The sequence below is a fragment of the Pseudomonas sp. SORGH_AS_0199 genome, from assembly GCF_031453735.1.
GTDB lineage: Bacteria > Pseudomonadota > Gammaproteobacteria > Pseudomonadales > Pseudomonadaceae > Chryseomonas > Chryseomonas aestiva.
Genome location: NZ_JAVJAE010000001.1, coordinates 397555 through 417753, shown reverse-complemented (window position 1 = coordinate 417753; position 20199 = coordinate 397555). Strand labels below are relative to the sequence as shown.

The following is a 20199-nucleotide window of genomic DNA, read 5'->3' as shown; positions in this document are numbered from 1 at the left end:
CTGCGCTACCAGTCATCCGCTATTGGCAGGAGCAGCACAGGGTAGTGGTGCAGCCCCAGGCGTTGGGCGAGGTCATCCCCCGAGGTTGGAATGAGAGTGAGGTCGGGGGCCAGGCGCCGAAGTTCGGCCAAGGCCGCGGCAGTGTCGATATTTACCACCAGGCCAATAGCCTGCTGGTCCTTCAGCTGCCGCTGCTTCTGGCTCAGCCAATGACGTGAGTACTCATCATCACCGATGAGAAACAGGGGGCTAAGCCCAGGTGCTTGGAGCGCTCGTGTCGAAGCTTCGCCTGGAGTCAGTCTTTGCGACCGCACCGGTAGCATTGCGGTCTCAGCCTCGTAAGCATCGGCAGGAAATAGGGTCACAGTGGCCGTGCGTGGTGGAGCTGTTCGTTTGAACGGCTCGAAGTACGGCCGGGTGGAAACACCTCCCTCGTGACCCACCACGATGAGTGGGTCCGCCATTGCCTGCAGGGATAGCCATCCCGTACCGAGTACGAACAGCGAGCGTCTTCCGAACCCAGGTCTCACGGCAGCTCTCCCACCGGCAGTCCACTGGCTACCTGACCCTGTAGGCGATCCAGATGCGCCTGGACGAGGCGCTGATAGCGTGCGGCGAATGCGCCGCCGGCCGGGCGGTGGTAGCGGCCAATGGCGGCTGGCCAATCAGGAGCGGCTGCGCGCTGCTCGACGAGGATTGCAGCGGCAATCGCAAGGTTTTGATAGGGGTCTAGCAAGTCACACGGATGGGTGACGCGATGGCGGTGGTAACCCAGGTTGATCTGGCCGAGACCCACGTCGATTTTGCGGCCTGGAGTAGTGTCCATGGCCTGCAGCAGGCCGGTGCATGCCGTATGGCGATTGGCAAACCGCTTGGCCTCGCCAGCCACGTTCAGGGTCCAGGGCCACGGCACTGACCGTCCTTGCCAGCGTCGCCCGCTTTCCTGCAGTGCTATGGCGTACAGAACCAGAGAGGGAACGCCGGCTTGCTGGGCCGCAAGCTGATAGGCCGGAGGCGGCAGCTGAGCCTGCGCCCAGGTGGCGACGCTGACCAAAGCCGACAACAAAAACGCCAGGCCAGCGACTGCTCGACGGCGCCTTGTTGGCGTGGCTACTGTCGCTGCCATTGTCCATTCACCCGCTGTGCGACGACGGGCAATTCGCCGGCAAGACCTAGCGACTGAAAGCGGCCCTTGTCATGGTTGAGGGTGATGGTCCGCTGCTGAACCGGTGTGGGATCCAGGCGCGCCTGACGCGCCCAACGCCGTAGTCGTGCGTCATCGCCTTTACTATCCACCAGGTACAGGTCGAAGGCCCGACCCTGTGCCTGCAACTGCCGGACACGTTCAAGACAGGGCGGGCAGTCCGCTTTGACGAACACGGAAAGGCGCGCTTCCTCGGCCACCTTGTCATCCTCGAGCGTGACCCGCTGCAAGTCAGGCGCAAGGCGCTGCCAGGCAGCGTCGTAGGCGCGCTGATAGGTCAGCAGTTTCTCGACACGTCGGGCCTCAGCTCTGACCTGCAACTCCGCATAGCGCGTACGCTCTTCGTCACTGCGCGCCTCGATACCCAGGGCAGTCAACGGGTCCAGGTGCGACGCGTAGATACCCAGCGGTCCCTGCATCAGCTCGCGATAGCGGGCCCATTCATTGGCCTGCAGACCCCAGGCCTGGGCCTGTGCGTCCTCGCTCAGCACGAGGCGGCTGTGTTGGGTCTCGCTCCAACGTGTCTGGTCGTGAGCGGTGGACGCAGGAGATGCCTGAACAGCCTGAAGAGAGCCAAGGATCAGGCTGAGCAACGCGGTAGCGGGTAAACGGTGTGTCATCGCGTGTCTCCTCCAGGCAGCGGGAGATCCCGTACCTGGCCATCCACCCGAAATGTCGCGGTGTTCTGGGTCAAGCCGGTGAGCTGCCAGTGGTCCAGGGACTCGCCCACGCGGAGCAGCGTGACGGCGTTGAGCCCTTGCTGATGAGCCGGTAACAGGGACAGAAAGCTGTGGCCGCCACGTTGCTCTGCGCCGAGTAGGTGAAAGGGCGGTTCGGACGCCTTGGCCTTTGGCGCGGGTCGTGCCGGTGTTCGGCTTTTCTCATGAGATGCCGTTGCCTGGTGCATCAGGGCGTGCAACTGAGCCTCAAGTCGGTCAGTGCGTTGTTGCAAGGTCAGCACGTCCGCAGCCTGGGCATGCTTTTCCTGCCGCTGGACAATGGTAGCCAGGCTGGCTTTAAGGTCCTCGCGTACCGCGCTTAGCTCGGTCGGGCTGACCAGGTGCTCTGGCGTTGGCAGGGCATCCAGTCGGGCGGTAAGGGCGGCCATGTCTGCCTGCAGTGCATAAAGGCCCGGCTGGTCATCGTGTTGCGCTAGTTGCTGACGAAGGCGCGACTGGCCCATGTGGTCATGCACGATCAGGATGCTGATCGCGAGTAACCAGGCGGCGCCGCCCAAACGTTGTAGACAATCAGCACGCACGGCCAGAAAGGACGCTCGCACCCTCACGATGGTTGGCCCTCGGTTGGATGGGTGGGCGCAGGTGTAAAGCACACACGCCGAGCGAGCGAATCAACCTGTAGCGTCCAGGCGGGGCCTGCCAGGGTCTGCAGGGCGTCACGCAGCGGCAGCGGCCCCAACTGCAGGTGTGCGGCCGGCAAGGGCAGCGCATAGAGCCGAGCCGCCTCTTGCGTCTCGCACAGCGAAAAGCCGGAGCGGATCAGCACATAGCGCAGGGCCTCGCCCACGGTACGGTCGGCACCGGCGGGGATAGAAACGTCCACAATCTGGCGCATCAGGTTGCGTTGAGCGAGTTCAGGTCCTTGCTCGACCAGGGTGTAGCGTCCCTGGCGGACAACCAAAAGATCCCGTTCCGGTACGGGCGCTGGCGAGCGCACAGGAGGGGTGTCGGGCAGCGCGCTTGCTGGGTTGGATGGCAGTGGAGTGCAGCCTTGGAGCAGTAGGCCTAGGGCCGCTCCGACGCAGGCGGGTATGAGGCAAGCGGTGGCGTAGGGTGCGCGCATGGAAGACTCCCGAGAAGGCGAGTCCTTACTGTCCAATGCAGAGCCGTCTTGAGGCTGCGATTAAGCCGTACTGGGGCCTTACCAGCTTTTTGTAGGCGCTAGCTGGGCGGGTCGGTTGCGAGCCATGTGATAGCTATCCCCTGGGGATAGCTCGACGCCAAGTCCAACGACGATCTAGCGGATATTTGCGGTTGCCGTACCGATCTACGAAGGACCCGACGCTCTTCTGGTCGCCGGGCAAGGTCGATGTGAGCCTCATAGATGACCCTGCCAGGTATTTGATTTATGTACAACGTTATGTACAATGTTGAGAGGCGAAGAGATGTCTTTGCTTGCAGAAAGGGATCTCTGCCGTGCGCCGTCCTTGGACTGCGCTAATTCTCCTGGGCGGTGTCCAGGGGCCTGTTGGCTCTGACTCAAGCTGTGCTTGAGAAGGAATTGAAGAAATGCACGTACTGACCTTTAGCCAGGCTCGCGCCGACCTAAAGCAGACAATGGACGATGTTTGCCGGGACCATGAGCCCGCCGTAATCACGCGTCAGCGTGGCGAGCCCGTCGTGATGATCTCTTTAGATGATTACAACGGTATGCGCGAAACCATGTACCTCCTGGGATCGTCGGCTAACGCCAAGCGCCTTCGCGCTTCCATTGATCAGCTTCGGGCCGGCAAAGCCTTCACCCAGGAGTTGACCATCGATGAGCCAGAAGGCGAAGCAACGTAACAAAGAGAAAGCCCGCACAACACCGTCAGCGTTTCTTTTACGCCAGAAGGTTGGGAAGACTACGGTCATTGGCGAGAGAAGGACGCTGACACCTTCAACACGGTCAACGCCCTTATCGGTGAATGCTTGCGTACGCCGTTCAAGGGAACAGGTAAACCTGAGCCGCTCAAGGGCGATCTCTCTGGTTTCTGGTCTCGCCGTATCAATCGTGTGGATCGTTTGGTCTATCTCTTCGAGGGCGGAACATTGACGATTATCCAATGCCGCTTTCACTACGACTGATCTGTTAAAGATCGCTATCGCCAACCCAAGCGCGACGGCTATTACCCGACAGTTCGACAGGCCACCGTGCTTTTAGCGAGCTATCCCCGGGGGATAGCTCATTTGTAATGCGCTGTCGTGCTAAGCAAAAAGCTGCTCCCTATGAGCCGATTCCAAACTATCCCCTGGGGATAGCTTTCAGGAGTGAACGCTGCGGTGCTGAACAACGTTGCACCCGGTTAACCTGCCCAATCTATCCCCTGGGGATAGCGTCCCGCGGAGGGAGACGCAGCGCTGATCGCAGTTGATCCAAGTGAGCCCGACCTACCTCAGGATTTCGTGACGTTTGGCGCGCGCGTGCCGGTGACGATTCGGCAGGAACGATCGGGGTCGGCTCAGGCGGCAGCGGTGGTGGGGTTGGGGTGGACGCTGCAGCGCGGTTGAATTCGCCACGCAGGGCTTTCTGGATGATGCCGAACAGATAGCCCGCTGGATTGCGAACCGCGGAGCGCTCGCAGCGGGCCGCCCATTCATCAATAATCGCCTGTCGCTGTGCAGGCTCCACGGGCTTGAGGGCCGCCAGGGCGCCGGACTGTTGCTCACGGTCAAGAGCAAGAAAGCGTGGGGGGAGTACGAGGTCGTTAGACACAGTCATCTTCGTACGTACTAATTCTTTATCTACTTTACGTACAGTACGGTCTGCCTTCGGATTCCGAAGGGTGTCGTCAGAATCAGAAATTGCACCTGCTTCGGAATCCGAAGACGGTGCGGGCGTACTGTCTTCGGATTTCGGGATTTCAGGGTCCGTTACCGCCAGTACGCCTTTGTCCGTCCAGCCCTGCTGAGCGAGACGTTGAGCAATAATCTGCAGGCGAGTGGGAAGGCTCCGCTGGTTGACCTGCGGATCTTCAGTTACCTCCTTTAGCACCTGTCGCGCGACCACCTGCACTGCCTTCGCCGCGTGGCTCAGCGCTTGGCTCACCAGCTTCAGATAGTCCGGATCCAGCTGGATTGCTTCGAACGGCGTGAGAGGCTCATCGTGCAGGACATAGAGGTTGCCCTGGATACGGCCGGTGTGAGGATCACGTTGTCGCCTGACGAGGCTCAGCCAGCGCGTCAGTCGGAGGAGGGCCAGAGCGCGGGCGACGGTTTCATTAGACGCTTGCGCGGCGCAAGGCATGACCGCTAAATACGGACGGAGCCGCTCGTAGGTCGGAAAGGCTGTCAGGCCGCTGCGATCCAGCAGCAGGTGCAAAACCTGCCAAGCGTTGCGCTCTAGCGGCGTCAGGCGCCGATCAAGCAGGAGCGCGCGCGGTAGGCTGTCGTGGCGGTTACCGCTGTAGAGGAAACCATCCTGGGGCGTGCCGTCCGCCTTTGGGGATGGTTTGAGGGTGCGCAGGACGTCATTGAAGACAGCTGTCAGGGGCACGGGAGTCGCGCGCCGCAACGCCTCGTGGGCCATGCCTACGCTCCCTATTGACCGGTCCAGCGACGAACCGACGACCATAGAACGGCCAGCGGTACTTCATGCGCCTCAGCGAGCTCCATGGCCAGCTCAAGCATGGCGGTCTCGTCGTCGGTTGATAGCCCTCGCTGCGCTACCTCGGTTTTCCATTGCCGCCAGAGTGCGGCGTCCTGCGCATCGTCCAGCGCGGGATAACGGCCTTTGCGCTTGGGTAAGCCCAGCACCTTGCGGCGTAAGGCAACCTCTTGGTGGGTGAGCCCGAAGCGATGACTGACCATCTCGCTGCTACTGCCCAGGCGCAGCATGCGATCAATCTGCGCGATTTCCTGACTCACATCGGCAGATTGTCCAAGCAGACGTTTGATCACGTCGCGATTGATCGACACCGTGCACCATGAGACTGGCGCGTTTACCAGAAGGCTGACCAGGTCTGGCTGCTTCAGGGCGGCCAGCTCCTCCTCGTCAAATCCCATCGCTTGGCAGCGGCGAAGCTCGCCGTGATGTAAGTGATGCAGGGCTTGGGTCAGTACGGCTTGGTTCAGAGGGTGGCTGGTCGGCATGACAGAGGTTCTCGGAACAGTGCACAGGATCAAGAGAAAGAACCGGCCTCTAGACGGTTGAGGCGACGGGTGTGGCGGATGAGCCGGAATAGCAGTGAGAGCGAAGGTCCACTTAGTGGGGCGATCTCGCCCGCCTGACCCTGCAAGAGCGCGCCGAGTCCATCGGCAAGGGCTGCGCGGTCGACCAGGGGTAGCGTCTGAGCGGTGCCGTTGAGCGTGTGCAGCAGGAGCAACACGGTACGCGCTGCGGGCTGCAGGGCATGGGCACCGGTTGGCCACGTACAGGAGAAGCCCAGATGACTGGTCTGGACGCTCACGTAGGGCTCGACACCTGCGTCTCGAGCCAGCTGCTGCGCAAGATGTGCAATCTGCTCCCGCAGTTGCTCAGGTTGGGTGCGCACAGATTCAGGGGGCGTCGTGTGGTCACTGGATTTATCCCTGCCCCGAGAAGGTTGAGCCATGTGGGACTTGTTTCCCGGCTGCGCGAAGGGCTCACCGGTATGGCGGGCAATCAATTGCTGAATGGCCATCAGCCGTGGAGTGGTACCCGGATCAGTCTCATTGGATGTCTGTCCCGGCGCATGCGAGGTGAGCGGTGGCGTTTGCGAGAGCGCACGTTGGCGCGTTTCCTGTTGATCGATGTCCAGTGCCAGCGCCTCGTAATGCATCCCGAGCGCTGCGGCCATTTGTGCGATCAGCTCGTCCTGTACGCGTCGTGGGCAAAAGTGATCGCCTGCGGAATCAAACTGCGCCAATACGTGTTGGAACAATTCGGCAAAGGTGCGGCGCTCGCGGTGGTTTGCCAGACGCTGCCAGGTGCGTTCGCAAGCCCGTCTTAGAATCGCAAGGCGTTCTACTTGATGCCGGCCAAGGCCGGCATACAGCACGGTGGGTATGGCAGGGAGCAGATAGCGCAACGCTTCCTGCATGCGACTGATGTGAGATTGGCGAACGGGATAGCCATCCGCGTTGAGACGTCGCGCCAGTTCGGATTGGGAGAGAGTGCGTCCGGCTTCTTGCTCGTAAAGCGCTTGCGCCCGTTGAATGGCCTTGGCGCGTTCGATGAAGGTCAGGCCGCCACGGAGTTCGTTTTCGGCCAGGTGGCCCGTCAGTGCCTCCAGCTCGCCACGCTCGGTCCACGGACGATACCGGCAAGTCAGCCGGAAAAAGCGCTCCTCGCCGGTTTCGGCATAGAGCTCGCGCAGGATAGACAGGCGCGTATTACCCCCGCTGTAGATGATGTAGTGAGACTCGCCAGTACGCCGCGTGATGACAGGTACGCTGTCCAGACCACGCTCGCGGATCGAAGCCTTGAGCTCGTCATAGGCCGGATTTCTCAGCGTACGGGGGTTGTGATCAAAGGGACGCACTTCGTCGAGGGTGACAACCCGTAGCGACTCGCAAGCCGTTTCTGCCTTGTACGTTTCGGGCTCCAGGCGAGAATCTTCTACTTGGCCAGCTTGCTGAGCCTTAGCGGGAGCACCCTGTCGAGACGAATGGGATTCGGCATCGCCGGAAACTGATCGGGCCAGCGGGTCAAGCGAGTCAGGTTTGACCGGCTCGTCAGAGCCGGTGGCTTCATGAGGATACGTGTGCATGGCAGACGTAAGGTCAATTGAGTAGGGGTGAATAGGTCCGGTCTCCGTGGCCCCTGCAAGCGGTGTCACCGTCGGTGAAAACGCCCTCATAGCGCACGACCAAGAGGAGATACCAGGGTTAAAGCGCTTCTGACGCTCTCCCTAAACCGACTGCTCGATATGCAGTCGTGCCGCTGCCCGGGCGAAATGACGTTCTTTTGCCGCGGCAATGAAACAGCGTAAGTGGCGCAGTTCCACAGCCTTTCCTTCAGTCAGTGTTTACAGTCGAGATAGGTGTGATTGGATGCCGTGCCTTTCTGGCGTAGTAGGAGCAGTTGGGCAAAGGCGCCAAGTGCGGCTACGCCGGCAGCGTAGAGCGCCAGATTACCGACCGGTTGTTCGAGAAGTAGAACGAACCCGCCTGCAGCCGCACCAAGAGCGCTCCCCAAGTACAAGGCTGATTCATTCAAGGCCACGGCAAGGTTGCCATCACCATGGTGTTGGCGCGCCTGGATCAGCTCGTTGTTCTGCGGTACCTGCAGGGCCCAGCCGACCGCGCCCCAAGCGGCAATGGGTAGCATGACAAGCCACTGATTCCACTGTGCGGTTTGAGGAAGAAAAAGCAGAGACAGTGCCAGAACGACCATGATCCCTAGGGTCAGCACCGCACCACGAACGCGATCAACCAGGGGGCCAATTAAGAAACTTCCTAGTACACCGCCGATACCCCATACCCAGAGGTAGGGCGTGACAGAGTGGATACCACCGTAGGCAGGGTCGGACAGCAGAGGGGCGATGAAGGTATACATGCCGAGGCTGGATACGGCCGCTAGCAACGACACGAGCAAAATGGTCAGGACTCGGCCATCGCTGAGCATGGCGAGTTTTTGGCCAAGGGAGCTGGCGGTCGCCTTGGGTAGCGCTGGCAGACGCAGGTAAAGGCCCGCCCAGCTCACAGCGCCCAGGAGCGTGATCAACCATAGAGCTGCTTGCCAGCCCCATTGGTCAGCCAATAGCAAACTCAGCGGTACACCAAGGACCACACCGCTGGCCATGCCGCCCAAAATTACGGCGATACCTTTGCCGCGGCGCTCCGGAGTAGAGAGCGATGCGGCGGCAGCAATGCCCATGGCGAGGTAGACACCGGCACCAATACCGGCGATTGCGCGGCAAACTACAAGCGTCAGAAAGCTATCAGAAAGGGCGCTTCCTGCGTTCGCAAGTACGAAGACCAGTAGGGCGAGTAACAGTCCAGCACGTTGCCGGTTGGGCGGCACAAGGGCGACGAACACAGGCGAGCCGATGCCATAAGCAAGGGTAAAGGCGGTAACCAGTTGGGCCGCCATGGCAACTGACACTGAGAGGGAGCTTTGGATGAGCGGGATGAGCCCTGCTGTCACATAGGAGGCCATCCCAAGGGCGAAGGCGCCCAGGGCGATGAGATAGGTAGGTGACGTACGATTTGAAGGCATGACAAAGTCCTCACGGAGGTGAGTCGGTAAATAGGAAGTGAAGGGGCGACGCGGCGGTCGCCCAAGTAGCTAGAAAAGCTCGACGCTGACGTCGTACTCGCGCAACCAAGTATCAAGCCCGACCGCGAGTTCCATACCCATGCGGTCATACATAGGCGAGTGGGCGCCAAGGGGCCTTTCTAACGCTGCCTCTACACGGGTGAAGTCGAGGAAGGGGCGGACGGGCGCATTCGAGTCATCCCGGATAGCGGCTAGGGCTCTGCGTAGCCCCTGTTCGTAAGCGGGATCTTGCGTCGAGGGGTAGGGGCTCTTCACGCGCTCGACGATGGACGCTGGCAGAAGGTCGCGTGTCGCCGCGCGCAGAATGCTCTTTTCTCTACCGTCGAAGGCCTTCATCTGCCAGGGGATGTTGAACGCATATTCGACCAAGCGGTGGTCACAGAATGGCACCCTTACTTCCAGTCCAACCGCCATGCTCATCCGGTCCTTGCGATCTAGTAGCGTCTGTACAAAACGGGTCAGGTTGACGTAGCTCATCTCCCGCATCCGGCGATCACCGGCGGCCTCACCCGGCAAGCCGGGCGCTTCAGTAATAGCCTGCGAATAGCTGTCCTGCAGGAAGCTGTGCATATCCAGATGTTTTAGTAGTCCTGGATCGAACAACGTCTTGCCGTCGAAATATTTCTCCGTCACGGAAGTCAGCCAGGGAAAAGTACGCGCGTGGATGGCAACTGGATCGTGGAACCAGCGATAGCCGCCGAACACTTCGTCTGCGCTTTCTCCGGACAAGGCGACAGTAGAATGCCGTCGGACCTCTTCAAAGAGTCGGTAAAGCGACGGCCACATATCGCCCCAAAAGGCGGGGGGTAGGTCCAACGCTCGGATAACCTGCGCTCGCAGCTGCGGATCGGCAAGTTCCCGACTGTCTAGGATGACCTCACCATGGTGGGACTGGATCTGCTGCACTAAGTCCTTCACGAAGGGTGCATCGGCCGTGCCTCGAACAGCATCGCTTGCGAAGCCCTGGCCATGATCAGCGAAATCCAACGAGAAAGAACGGATGTTCTCTTTTCCCGCTGCAAGCAGCTTGCGCGATGCCAGCGCTGTGATGATAGAAGAGTCGAGTCCGCCTGAAAGCAGACTACACAAGGGCACGTCCGAAACGACCTGACGTTTAACAATGTCTTCAAGTAGATCACGTGTATGGCCGATGGTCTGATCTAACGAGTGCTCGTGCTCCCGTGCTTCAAGCTTCCAGTAACGCTGCCGTTGCAGACCACTGCGGGCAATCCTGATCCATTCGCCGGGTAGCACTTCGCGCATGCCAGCAAAGATGGCCTGCCCTGGGGTTTTCACCATCTCAAGAATTTCACGCAGACCGTCTGCTTGAATCTTGCGAGGTACCAGAGGGTTTGCCAGCAAGGCTTTGGGCTCGGAGCCAAAAATCACGCCATCGGCAGTTGGAAAGTAATAAAGCGGCTTGACCCCCATCCGGTCACGGACCAGTAGCAGTTCTTGCTTGCGTCTGTTCCAGATCGCGAAGGCGTACATGCCATTGAGTCGTTCGACGAAGTCATAGCCCCACTCCAGATAGGCGTGCAGGACTACCTCGGTGTCGCTGCGAGTTTCGAACTGATGTCCGAGTGCTTGCAGATCACGCCGGAGGTCCTGGAAGTTATAGACCTCGCCGCTGTAGGTGATGACTACCGCTTCAGGGTCGTTGCCGAAGCCTGCCGTCATTGGCTGGCGACCGCCTTCGAGGTCAATGATGGAGAGACGTCGATGTCCGAGTCCAATTGGTCCATCAATCCATAGGCCGCCCGCGTCAGGTCCTCGTCGCGTCATCGTTTCGGTCATGCGCTCCAAGATAGAACGTTGGAAGTTAAGATCTTGGCTGAAAGACAGCCAGCCAGTAATGCCACACATTGGCGGTCTCCTTTGAAATCAGCCCAGAGTTTCCAAGTCACTCGTTTCCGGCAGCAGGCTGCGGTTCCCGTAAGGGACATAGCAGGCCGGAGCAGGGCAGCGGGCTGAGGACTCAATCAGGTTAAGCTGGTGCTGTAGAGCGATAGCCGTTTGCAGGTCGGCAAAGGGCTGTGAGGGCATCTCGCGAAGGGATACCCATCGCACTACTTGACGGCAGAGGCGACTCAGCTTGTGTAGGGTTTCGAGTCCGGGTTGGGCAGGGCTAAAACACTGTTCATCGATCAGTTGCTCCCGCCCTTGATCATTGCGCGTCCAAATTCGCAGGTGATCCTGATCCCAAGACGGCGTATCGAAGACCAGGCGCGCCTGAATGACTCGCTGTTCTTGATCGATGAAGCTGAAGTCCACCGTGCGCTGACGCATGATGTTCACGAAGCTGGCATAGCCTGCGAGTGTGGCCTGGCCCAACGTTCCGGTGAGAGAGACGGTATCTAGCACGGAATGTCCGGAAATCGAGAAGTCCGAACGTACTCCAAGCACATCGTGAATCTGCAAAGGATCAGCAGAGGAGCAGATCCACGACACCAGATCCAGCGCATGGATGACTTCACTGGTGACACCGCAGGTAGGGCGGTAGTCATTGAGCCGGTCCTTACCCCAGTGAAAGCTGGCCCTCACCAGCGACCAACCCTGTGCGCTGATCTGCCGACGCAGAGATTGTGTGGCGGGTGAGTACCGTTCTACCAAGTCCAAGGCAAAACCACTCACCTGACTTAGCTGCTCGGCAACAAGTGTCAGGTCGTCAGCGGGAGTAACGAGTGGTTTCTCGCACAGCACGAAGCCACGATATCCGCTTAGCTCCGCCAAGATCCGTGCATGACTTTCATCGTTGACGCTGACCACGACGATGTCGGGCTCGAAGTGACGAAGCGCGAACGCCACCGTAGGAAAGAATGGCAGTTCTGATGCATTGGGTTTCCGATCAACATACGCCAAGCGCAAGGGCATGCCAGTACTAACGGACAGGTGTTCAAAGGCACGCCAAAAACGGCGACCGGCATAGCCCAGGCCGATGATGAGGATATTCATGGCCGCCCCTCCGCACGCACTAATAGGGCTTCGCCAGTCGAGGCGAAGCCGAGCCTATGGTAGAGCGAGGTAGCAGCGGCAGTAGTTTGCAGAGCGACTGAGTTCACATGGCGCGCCCTGAACCAGTCTAGGAGCCGCTGCATGAGTGCCGTTGCGATACCGCAGCGGCGCAGCTCAGGTGTTACGGCAACCGACTGAACCCAACCCGATCGGCCATTGAGACAATCCGGAGCCGGAGCACGGTCATCAATGATGCCTGTGGCGCAGCCAAGTATGGCTTGGGTGTGCTTATGTTCAGCGCACAGGATGAGTACCCGATCTGACCTTTCAAGACGGGTCCCCAGCCATAGCGGGTAGGCGCTGCGCCAACGCTCAATGTCTGCAGATGTACGGCTGGCGTAAGGCGCTCCGCCGGCATCGAGTAGATGGGCTCTAAGCTCGATAAGAGCAGGAATGTCGTCAGGCGTAGCACGACGGATGTCGTAAGAGATGCTCATCAGGCAACCTCCGCACCAATCCGTTGGGAGGCAAAAGGAATGGCGAAATGCTCGAAGGTTTCCCGTAGGGCAAGGGCCAGTTGCTCGATCTGCTCATCGCTATGGTTGGGCGTTGCGTTAACGCGGAAGCGTTCCGTGCCTACGGCGACCGAAGGAAAATTGATCGGCTGAAGATAGATGTGATGGGTTTGCAATAGGCGTCCTGCAGCCGCTTTGCAACGCTCGGCATCGCCGATTAGTACCGGCAAGATGTGGGTGCGAGAGCAGGGCATGACGGGGATGTCCTGTTCCAGAAGCTTGCCGCGCAGCTTGGCGGTATGCGCGTGCAGTCGCTGCCGTTCTGCGTCACTGTCCTTGAGGTGTTCGATACTCTTGATGCAGCCTGCCGTTACCGCGGGTGGCAGCGACGTGGTGAAGATGAAGCCCGTTGCGAAGGAACGTACAGCATCGATGATGACGGAGCTTGCGGCGATATAGCCACCGATGACACCAATGGCTTTAGCCATAGTGCCTTGGATAATGTCTACCTGCTCCGCAATGCCTAGTTCAGCCGCAACACCGGCACCCCTAGGCCCATACATCCCTACCGCATGTACTTCGTCGAGGTAGCTTAGAGCGTTGTATCGCTTGGCCAGCGCAACAATTTCTCTAACGGGTGCGACATCGCCGTCCATGGAGTAAATAGACTCGAAGACAATGATCTTGGGTCGGTCATGGGAGTAGGTTTGTAGCAGTTGCTCCAAGTGCTCGAGATCGTTGTGCCGGAAGATATGGCGCTCATTCGAAGTTGAGCGGATGCCGTTGATGATCGAGGCATGGTTACGCTCATCACTGATCACCACGCAATCGGGCAGCTCCCGCAGTAGACACTGCAGGGTGGCATCGTTGGATCCGAAGCCGGTAGGAAACACCAGTGCCGCTTCCTTACCGTGCCAGTCGGCCAAGCTTTGTTCTAATTGTCCGTATAACGCATGAGAGCCCCCAATGTTGCGCGAACCTCCCGAACCTGCACCGTAGGCATCCAAGGCCTCGTGCATGGCGCTCCGTACCTTGGAATGCTGGGACATGCCCAGGTAGTCATTGCTGCACCACATCACGACTGGTGATTGCGAGCCGTCGGCCAGGCGAGCCAGAGGGTAGCGGCCACATAAGCGGTCCAAGGTTGTAAAGGTGCGGTACTGGTTGGCCTGTTTGAGGGCTTCCAACTTCTGATGCAAGAGCGTGTTGTACATCCGTTTGACTCCTAGACAGTAATAGCAAGCGCGTCTGTTCCTCCTCGCGCGACAGCCCTGACATAAGGCACTCGTCGCCAGGACGCGCTATTCTTCGCACCCTTTTAAGCCTGTTACAATTTGGTTGCTTATACTGTTACTGGGAGTAATGGCATGCCGGCGGCACGGTCTTTGGAACGTTCTCGGATTGAGCTTGCAGAGTTTCTAAGAAGTCGCCGGGAGCGGCTGACCCCTGAAGAGGTTGGGTTGCCTTCCGGCGGGCGACGGCGGACACCTGGGCTACGGCGTGAGGAGGTAGCGACGCTGGCACGAGTGGGTCTCAGTTGGTACACCTGGCTCGAGCAGGGCCGAGAAATCAGCGTGTCCTCAACTTTTTTGGACAATCTATCCCGTGCACTCAAGCTCGATGCCACAGAGCGTCGTCATCTCTATCTACTCGCCCAACAGCGGCCACCGTGTGAGCCCGGCAGGACGTGGTGCGTAGTTCCGCCCCTGATTATTCGGTTGATAGAGGATTTGGATGCCCGCCCGTCCTACGTTTTGAACCTGCGCTGGGATGTGTTGGCTTGGAATGACGCGGCCGACCGACTGTTTGGCTTTTCGGAGCAGATCCCTGAGCGACGTAATTTGCTTTGGATGCTGTTTACGTCCAAGCGGCTACGCCAGCTTCTCGACCCATGGGAGGGCCAAGCAGTCCAGATCTTTTCGAGCTTCCGGCGCGATTTTGTTCAGGGAACCCAGGACGCAGACATCGTGGGACTGGTAAAGGACTTGGAGCGGGTAGCTCCAGAATTCTGTGACTGGTGGAATCGCCAGGATATCCATGGGCCCTGCCAAGGGATTCGATACTTCCGACTCGATGGAATAGGCCAGATGGTGTTTGAGCACACGACGCTTACAGTAGATGTGGACCGACATCTACGGCTGGTTTACTACGCTCCACAAATGGATGGTGCACAGGGCGCGACGTTCGAGCGCTGGCTTAAGCAAGGGGAGAAAGAGGCTTAAGTCACGAAGCCAAACGACCTGGCTGCGGAGTATCCATGGCCAGGTCGCGTCTCGACTACAGATTTGCAGCCTACGCTGATGAACAAGCGGTGGTAGCGGCCTTAGAGAAATCCCTCGCCAAAGCCCATAGGCTTTTCTAGCCGTCACAACCTCATGGACAGCTGAGCGCCACACGAGCGACGCTCAGCTGTCTCCTCGCCTAGGGGTGACGAGCCTCTGATAGCGCTCTGCGATAGAGCGTCACCATTTCATCGAGTAAATCTCGAGCCATATAGGCCGAAATTCGCTGACGTAGGTCTGTTGGGCTATCCGCGTTGCCCTGATCGTTGGCTAGGCGATCCAAGAGGTCGCTGAGCATTGAAGCCCGTATATCCGCGTCTGCCTCTGGCGACTCCCGGGTGAACTCAGGTTGTCGTAACGAGGCTGGGCTGATGGGGAAGGGAAGGATCGCACCTTTCGTCTCAGCCATTGTTCACCTCCACCATGGGGGTACAACGTAATGGGCTAGGACAGGGGCGGGGCGCGAGCTTAAAAGGAAGACGATGCATGTTCATGCTGCTCCTTGGTTCGGTTAAGGAGCCGCCACCACCGTTGTCACGCGGTATGGAGGCGGACCGTACGGGGGTGACAACCGGGAACCAAGGGAACCGGCCAGGCCGAAACCTGCCCCGCACGGCCCGCCATAAAATGCACGCAGCCGAATACTTAGCATTGGCTGTGGGCTATTTGGCTACCGCGCCCTTGTTCATCGGGTTGTCACGCCCGGCCACGGGATTGACCGTGACCCGTAAAATTTAACGTTTAGGCCCAGCGACTGCAAATAGTTGGCACGGATCGCGCGCCCGTTTCTGCAGTGTCTACTATGGCTTGGCCTTTCCACCTTGTTCGTCCAGCGCATGAGATCTTAGGTGCTGATAGAGCCCCACCTTCTACCTCGACCATTTACTCAACGCAGAAGGTGTGTCTCTTTAGGTTTACTAGAGGGTGTCCATGGACTGCGTAGACTGTCCAACCAGCACGACGCCGGGCGAGCCAATGGAAGCGGCATCGCCGGCCTGAGCGAAGGCCCCGTCCTTGCCGACCGTTGCGCCGACATAGGTGGGTTGGGTCGTCGAGAGACCGTCCCACACCGCCGAGGCGCCAGCACCAGCGCCGTAAGCCGCCCCCGCATGCTGACCGTCGCTAAAGGTTTTGCCGCCGCTGGCGGAGGCCGTCGTGATCAGGGTTCCATCACTGGCAAGTACGGCAGTCAGGTCGTAATTGAAGGCAGCCGCAACGTTGCCCAGTTTGTCGAACAGCACCACGGCATCCTCCTTGCCGATGCCGGGCCCGTCGACGCTGACCACTGAGCTAGCACCGCTCAAGCCCCACGCCGTCTTGAGCGCGCTCAGGTTCGCCGCGGCCACATCGGCCACGACTAGGGTCGCACCGCGGCGGCGAGAACGCTATTGCCGTCGAGCGTGATCGCAGAGGAGAACTGACCGGCTTCGTCTGTCATGCGCCAGCCGCTGAGATCGATGCTGGTCGAACCGTAGTTGTACAGCTCGAAGAAATCCCCGCCCTTGGCGTTGGAATTGACCTCGGTGATCAACAGGCTGTAGTGAGGGCGGGCGGCAGTCGCAAAGCTGATGTCCATAGCGGCCACGGCATTGCCCGCATGGTCAACGACCGCGCCCGCCTGCATCTCCAGGTGGTAGCTGCTGCTCGCCTGTAGCCTGTCCGTCGGCGTCAGGTTGAGGACGTTGAAGTCGACCGAAACGCCCGGATCTCCGGCTTTGAACACCTGGACCACGGTGCCGGCCTGGTCCACCAGCTGGAGGCTACCGCTGCCCAGCGCGATGCCTTCATCGAACGTCAGACTGAGGCGGCTGCCGGTGGGGACATCCCGCGCATCGACCGCGGGACTGTTGGCCACCAGAAGGGGAGCGGCAAGGTCCACAGCCGGTGTGCCCAGCGTGACCAGGTTGCCTTGGAAGTGCTGCCGCGCCGGGTCGAGGTCCTTGGACACCTGCGTCTGCCCCTGCCAGAGGGTATCGCCGTTGTCCTGCAGCAGCAGGATCTCGGTACCTGGTTTGACGCTGGCGGGGGAGGCAATGGACTCGAAACTGCCCCCGGTGGCGGCCAGCAGCGCATCCAGGTTGTTGTCGAGTTCGAAGGGCGCGGTGGCCGGGTCACCGCTCCAGGTGAACAGGCGGAAATCGTGGGTGACCGCAGCGGACGCACTGCCGGCAGGACCGGCGAGGATCAGGTAGCCACTGCCGTCCAGGGCCCGGTCGATGGAGCGGATACCCCGCCCGCCGAGATTGAGCTCCATGGCCTCGAAGGTAGGCGAGAGGCTGTTGTCGGCCAGCACGGCCTGATAGTTGGTCACGGCAATCAGCAGCGCCTTGTCGCGCGATCCGGTATCCAGCTGCGGCGCGCGAAAACCCAGCCAGAGCTGGCTGTCGTCAGGAGAGGTGGTCAGGCCTTCGATGGAAAAGCCGTTGACCTGCTCGGGCGCGATGCCGGCAGCGGAAGAGACCTTCAGACCGTAGTAGCCGGCCGGCTTGCCACTGCTGCCACTGGCGTCCCAGGCATCGAGCGCCGCGACCAGGCCTTTGTAGGTCTGGATGCCAGCGGTATCGAACACCGGTTTGCCCTGGGCGTCGGTGGTCAGCTTCACGGCCAGGATGGCTTCGCGTCCCGGCGCTTCCTTGCCGCTCTTGCTGTTGCTGTGCGAGCCGGTGAGATACAGGGTCCCCTCCGTGCCGAGGCTGCCGGTAAAGGTCATGGCCTCGAAATCCAATTCGTCGCTCAGGCCCAGCACACTGCCGTGGTCGAATGCGTCGAGCGCCTGGCCACCCTGCTGATCGTAAACCCTGAGCACATTGCCCTCGTCATCGCCGACGATGAGGTAATGGCCCCAGCGAATGACCCCGGACGCATCCGATGCTCCGGCCTGGGTGCCTGCCTCCGGCATGAAGGTGAAGACGGCTGGCTGTGGCTCGGCAGGCGCAGGGGCGGGCGCGGTATTGTCGATCAGGCGCTCGGTCGTGCGGGTGACCAGCTCGATCAATGACTGCTGCCCCTGTTGCGCCAGGAGGTCGTTCAACTCGGCCAGGCTCGGCGACGTGCCACTGACCCCCTGATAGGCGAGACTCAGTTGCGCCTTGGCCAGCGCATGGGGCTGACCTTCCGGCGAATTCGCAAATGCCGCCAGCACCTCGGTCCGGCTGGTGCCGGCCGCCAGTTGCTGGGTCCAGAACTGCAGACCGTCCGCATCGGCGGGCCGCCCCAAAGCATTCTCGTAGGCGGCGGTCAGAAAGGCCGTTGCCGAGCCCGCGGCCATCGTGGCGAACTCCGGCGATTGCAGAAACGCCTGCTGGATGGCTTCCAGGGGTGTGCCGTTCTGCAGCGCCTGGGTCCAGTACTGCAGCCCTTCGGTGTCCGGCAGCCGTCCAAAGCTGCTCAGGTAGAGGGCGACGACAGGCACCCTGCTGGAGGCCTCTTCGGTCGAGAGCGAAAAACCCGTGGCTACCTGCGCGAGACTGGCATTGCCCTGGTCAACCTGCGCCGTCCAGTAATCGAGTCCCGCAGCATCCGGAGTGCGGCCGAGAATGCTCTGGTAGTAGGCGCTGATCGTTTCACGGGTCGTGGGCATGGCGCAGGTCCGTCTGATGACAAGAGAGACGGAGCCTAACGGGCAGAGTGTTGCAGAAAGATTGCAGGGACGGAGCGGCTTTTGTTTCCCTTCGTCGAAGCCACGCGACGGGAGCTGCGACCTGACCCCGGTTGGGTTTTGCTGCGCTCAGCCCAACCTAAGTGCCGTTGCAGGTTGGGTTGAGACGGCCTCATCGTCGAAGCCCAACCGCCGGAGATTCAGGCTAGGCCCACTCGTTCTGACCCACCAGCAGAATGAAGCCATTGGCACCGGTGGTCAGGGCCTGGTTTTCCGGCGAATCGGAAAACGAGTTGAGAATATTGTCGCGGGTAGCTCCTGCATGGATGGCATCTATCCAATAGGAAACACCTGCCGCTTCCCCTGCACGTCCAAGCACGTTTTCGTAAAGCTTGGCGACATAAGCTTGATCTGAGGTCGTGGCGAACAGGCCTTTGAACTCGGTAGATGCGACAAAGGACTCCGCAATAGCCTTCGTAGTCACGCCGTTGGAGTGCGAATTCATCCAATAATCCAGGCCGGCAAAATCGGGAGTTCGATGGAAGGCCGCGTTATATAGGCGGGCGATACCCGCTTGCTCTGAAGTCAGCACATACAGATCGCGATCTTTGAAGTCGAGCAGATTGATATCGTGCAGATCGAGAGACAGATCGCCGCTATTGCTGGTGAGCATGACGGCGTTGCTTCCGGCGCTCCACTTGTAAGCCGTGGAAGCCTGATTGAGAAACAGGGTATCTCCGCCACCATAGCCGTAGACACTACCTTGATGGTTGTCATTGAGAGACAGTCGGCTTTGCAAGAAAACTTCGCGGTAATCACTACCACTATTGACGCCCAACCCGAGACTGCCCGTTACACCGGCAGTCATGTAATCGTTGGCTGCCAGGGCTCGTGTCAACCAGCTCCAGTTACTCGCATCCGCCAGGCTGGTGTAAGTGGAGTAAGTGTTATTGATGTCACCCGAAGACAGCACACCACGCACGTTGCCGTTAGGATCAAGCAGCGGTCCGCCTGAGGCGCCTTGGCCCAGACCGACAGAGAAATCATAGGCACCATAACTGCCATAAGGCGTCGCGGTACCCGTGCCTTCCATCAGTCCGGTACCCTTGCCAGGGTAGCCCAGAGCCGTACCGGTAAAGCCGCCGTATTGGTTCGAGGTAGGCAGTATTCCGGTCAAAGCGCCGAGGTTGACGTTGAAGCCCAGCAGCGCCATGTCGTACTGAGCTTCCGAGGTCGCTACATAGCCATCCCCGTTGGCATCCCAGTTGGCGACTCGGCTTGACCAGTCCGTCGCCATGTAGGTGCCCTCGGGCGCCGACCAGGTCCCGATGGCCGCGTTGATGAAGGCGCCCGGCGCCACCATGACCTGGGTCGCGTAACCCCCGTGGCTGGCGCTGTAGACCATGTGCTCGGCCGTCAGCACATCATTGTTGCCTACGACGACGCCCGAACCGCGGATGGCATAGCCATCGGAAAACACGGTCTGCACGTAGACAATACTTTTGTAAGGAGCGGCTCTACTGGTGATCTCAGGCATGCGGGAATACCTCTCCCTGTATCTAAAAGCCTACATAATAGTCGCTGGATCGCTGAAATTGCCGGGGCTCGTCGCGTCTACGCCACCGCTCGGCAGCTTGCCTGGCCGGATACCCTTGCCGAGCGGCGCACGCTTTCTCGTCGTGCTTCTGTGGTAGCATCGCCGGTCTTTTTTGTGTGAGTCGCTCG

At 59.9% G+C, this 20199-nt stretch carries 17 protein-coding genes and 3 pseudogenes; 3 read left to right on the top strand and 17 right to left on the bottom strand.

Annotation, left to right across the window (positions count from 1 at the left end):
- Positions 1-5: 5 nt before the first annotated feature.
- The 5 genes from QE444_RS01950 to QE444_RS01930 all read right to left on the bottom strand — a co-directional run bounded on the left by QE444_RS01950 (position 6) and on the right by QE444_RS01930 (position 2845).
- Positions 6-464 carry an integrating conjugative element protein gene (locus QE444_RS01950; RefSeq protein ID WP_309737252.1) on the bottom strand — a complete coding sequence of 153 codons (459 nt, stop codon included), beginning with the start codon at positions 462-464 and terminating at the stop codon, positions 6-8.
- Positions 465-526: 62 nt separating this feature from the next.
- A complete protein-coding gene (locus QE444_RS01945; RefSeq protein ID WP_309737251.1) occupies positions 527-1126 on the bottom strand; it encodes a transglycosylase SLT domain-containing protein in 600 nt (199 codons plus the stop codon).
- Positions 1111-1824, bottom strand: coding sequence for a TIGR03759 family integrating conjugative element protein (locus QE444_RS01940; protein WP_309737250.1), 714 nt, complete (start codon positions 1822-1824; stop codon positions 1111-1113). Before QE444_RS01940 ends, QE444_RS01945 begins: the two co-directional genes overlap by 16 nt.
- Positions 1821-2441: a hypothetical protein gene (locus tag QE444_RS01935; RefSeq protein ID WP_309737249.1), complete on the bottom strand. Its 621-nt coding sequence runs from the start codon at positions 2439-2441 to the stop codon at positions 1821-1823. The genes QE444_RS01940 and QE444_RS01935 overlap by 4 nt, the downstream gene beginning before the upstream one ends.
- A 47-nt stretch (positions 2442-2488) precedes the next feature.
- Positions 2489-2845, bottom strand: a complete 357-nt coding sequence (locus QE444_RS01930) for a PilL N-terminal domain-containing protein (protein ID WP_405046397.1) — start codon at positions 2843-2845, stop codon at positions 2489-2491.
- Positions 2846-3453: 608 nt separating this feature from the next.
- Between QE444_RS01930 and QE444_RS01925 the strand changes: the two genes are divergently transcribed.
- Entirely contained in the window at positions 3454-3729 is a 276-nt protein-coding gene (locus QE444_RS01925; protein WP_007159983.1) for a type II toxin-antitoxin system Phd/YefM family antitoxin, read from the top strand.
- Positions 3704-4011: pseudogene (locus QE444_RS01920) on the top strand (Txe/YoeB family addiction module toxin). Before QE444_RS01925 ends, QE444_RS01920 begins: the two are co-directional and overlap by 26 nt.
- Before the next feature lie 232 nt (positions 4012-4243).
- Here QE444_RS01920 and QE444_RS01915 read toward each other — a convergent pair.
- From QE444_RS01915 to hemA, 9 genes and pseudogenes are all read right to left on the bottom strand, one after another.
- On the bottom strand, positions 4244-5452 hold the full coding sequence (locus QE444_RS01915; protein WP_309737247.1) for an STY4528 family pathogenicity island replication protein: 1209 nt from the start codon (positions 5450-5452) through the stop codon (positions 4244-4246).
- Positions 5453-5463: 11 nt separating this feature from the next.
- The gene (locus tag QE444_RS01910; protein ID WP_042134775.1) at positions 5464-6015 is read right to left on the bottom strand and encodes a DUF2857 domain-containing protein; all 552 of its coding nucleotides are present in this window, start codon (positions 6013-6015) and stop codon (positions 5464-5466) included.
- Positions 6016-6548: 533 nt separating this feature from the next.
- Positions 6549-7613 (bottom strand): annotated as a pseudogene (locus QE444_RS01905) (ParB family protein); the annotation flags it as partial.
- Positions 7614-7760: 147 nt separating this feature from the next.
- Positions 7761-7850: pseudogene (locus tag QE444_RS01900) on the bottom strand (LysR family transcriptional regulator); the annotation flags it as partial.
- Between the two features lie 14 nt (positions 7851-7864).
- Positions 7865-9064, bottom strand: coding sequence for an MFS transporter (locus QE444_RS01895; protein WP_309737245.1), 1200 nt, complete (start codon positions 9062-9064; stop codon positions 7865-7867).
- A 69-nt stretch (positions 9065-9133) separates the two neighbouring features.
- Positions 9134-10990 carry an asparagine synthase (glutamine-hydrolyzing) gene (gene asnB / locus QE444_RS01890; protein ID WP_309737244.1) on the bottom strand — a complete coding sequence of 619 codons (1857 nt, stop codon included), beginning with the start codon at positions 10988-10990 and terminating at the stop codon, positions 9134-9136.
- An 18-nt stretch (positions 10991-11008) separates the two neighbouring features.
- Positions 11009-12079 carry a Gfo/Idh/MocA family oxidoreductase gene (locus tag QE444_RS01885; RefSeq protein WP_309737242.1) on the bottom strand — a complete coding sequence of 357 codons (1071 nt, stop codon included), beginning with the start codon at positions 12077-12079 and terminating at the stop codon, positions 11009-11011.
- Positions 12076-12576 (bottom strand): GNAT family N-acetyltransferase, encoded by a 501-nt coding sequence (locus QE444_RS01880; protein ID WP_309737241.1) that lies wholly within the window; start codon positions 12574-12576, stop codon positions 12076-12078. The genes QE444_RS01885 and QE444_RS01880 overlap by 4 nt, the downstream gene beginning before the upstream one ends.
- Complete coding sequence (gene hemA, locus QE444_RS01875) at positions 12576-13808, bottom strand: 5-aminolevulinate synthase (protein ID WP_309737240.1); 1233 nt, start codon at positions 13806-13808, stop codon at positions 12576-12578. Before hemA ends, QE444_RS01880 begins: the two co-directional genes overlap by 1 nt.
- A 153-nt stretch (positions 13809-13961) precedes the next feature.
- Between hemA and QE444_RS01870 the strand changes: the two genes are divergently transcribed.
- Entirely contained in the window at positions 13962-14816 is an 855-nt protein-coding gene (locus QE444_RS01870; protein ID WP_309737239.1) for a helix-turn-helix transcriptional regulator, read from the top strand.
- A gap of 977 nt (positions 14817-15793) precedes the next feature.
- Here the strand turns inward: QE444_RS01870 and QE444_RS01865 are convergent.
- From QE444_RS01865 to QE444_RS01855, 3 genes are all read right to left on the bottom strand, one after another.
- Positions 15794-16231 (bottom strand): hypothetical protein, encoded by a 438-nt coding sequence (locus QE444_RS01865; protein ID WP_309737238.1) that lies wholly within the window; start codon positions 16229-16231, stop codon positions 15794-15796.
- A 2-nt stretch (positions 16232-16233) separates the two neighbouring features.
- Complete coding sequence (locus tag QE444_RS01860; protein WP_309737237.1) at positions 16234-18456, bottom strand: DUF4214 domain-containing protein; 2223 nt, start codon at positions 18454-18456, stop codon at positions 16234-16236.
- Between the two features lie 223 nt (positions 18457-18679).
- Positions 18680-20011, bottom strand: coding sequence for a DUF4214 domain-containing protein (locus tag QE444_RS01855; RefSeq protein ID WP_309737236.1), 1332 nt, complete (start codon positions 20009-20011; stop codon positions 18680-18682).
- Positions 20012-20199 lie beyond the last annotated feature (188 nt).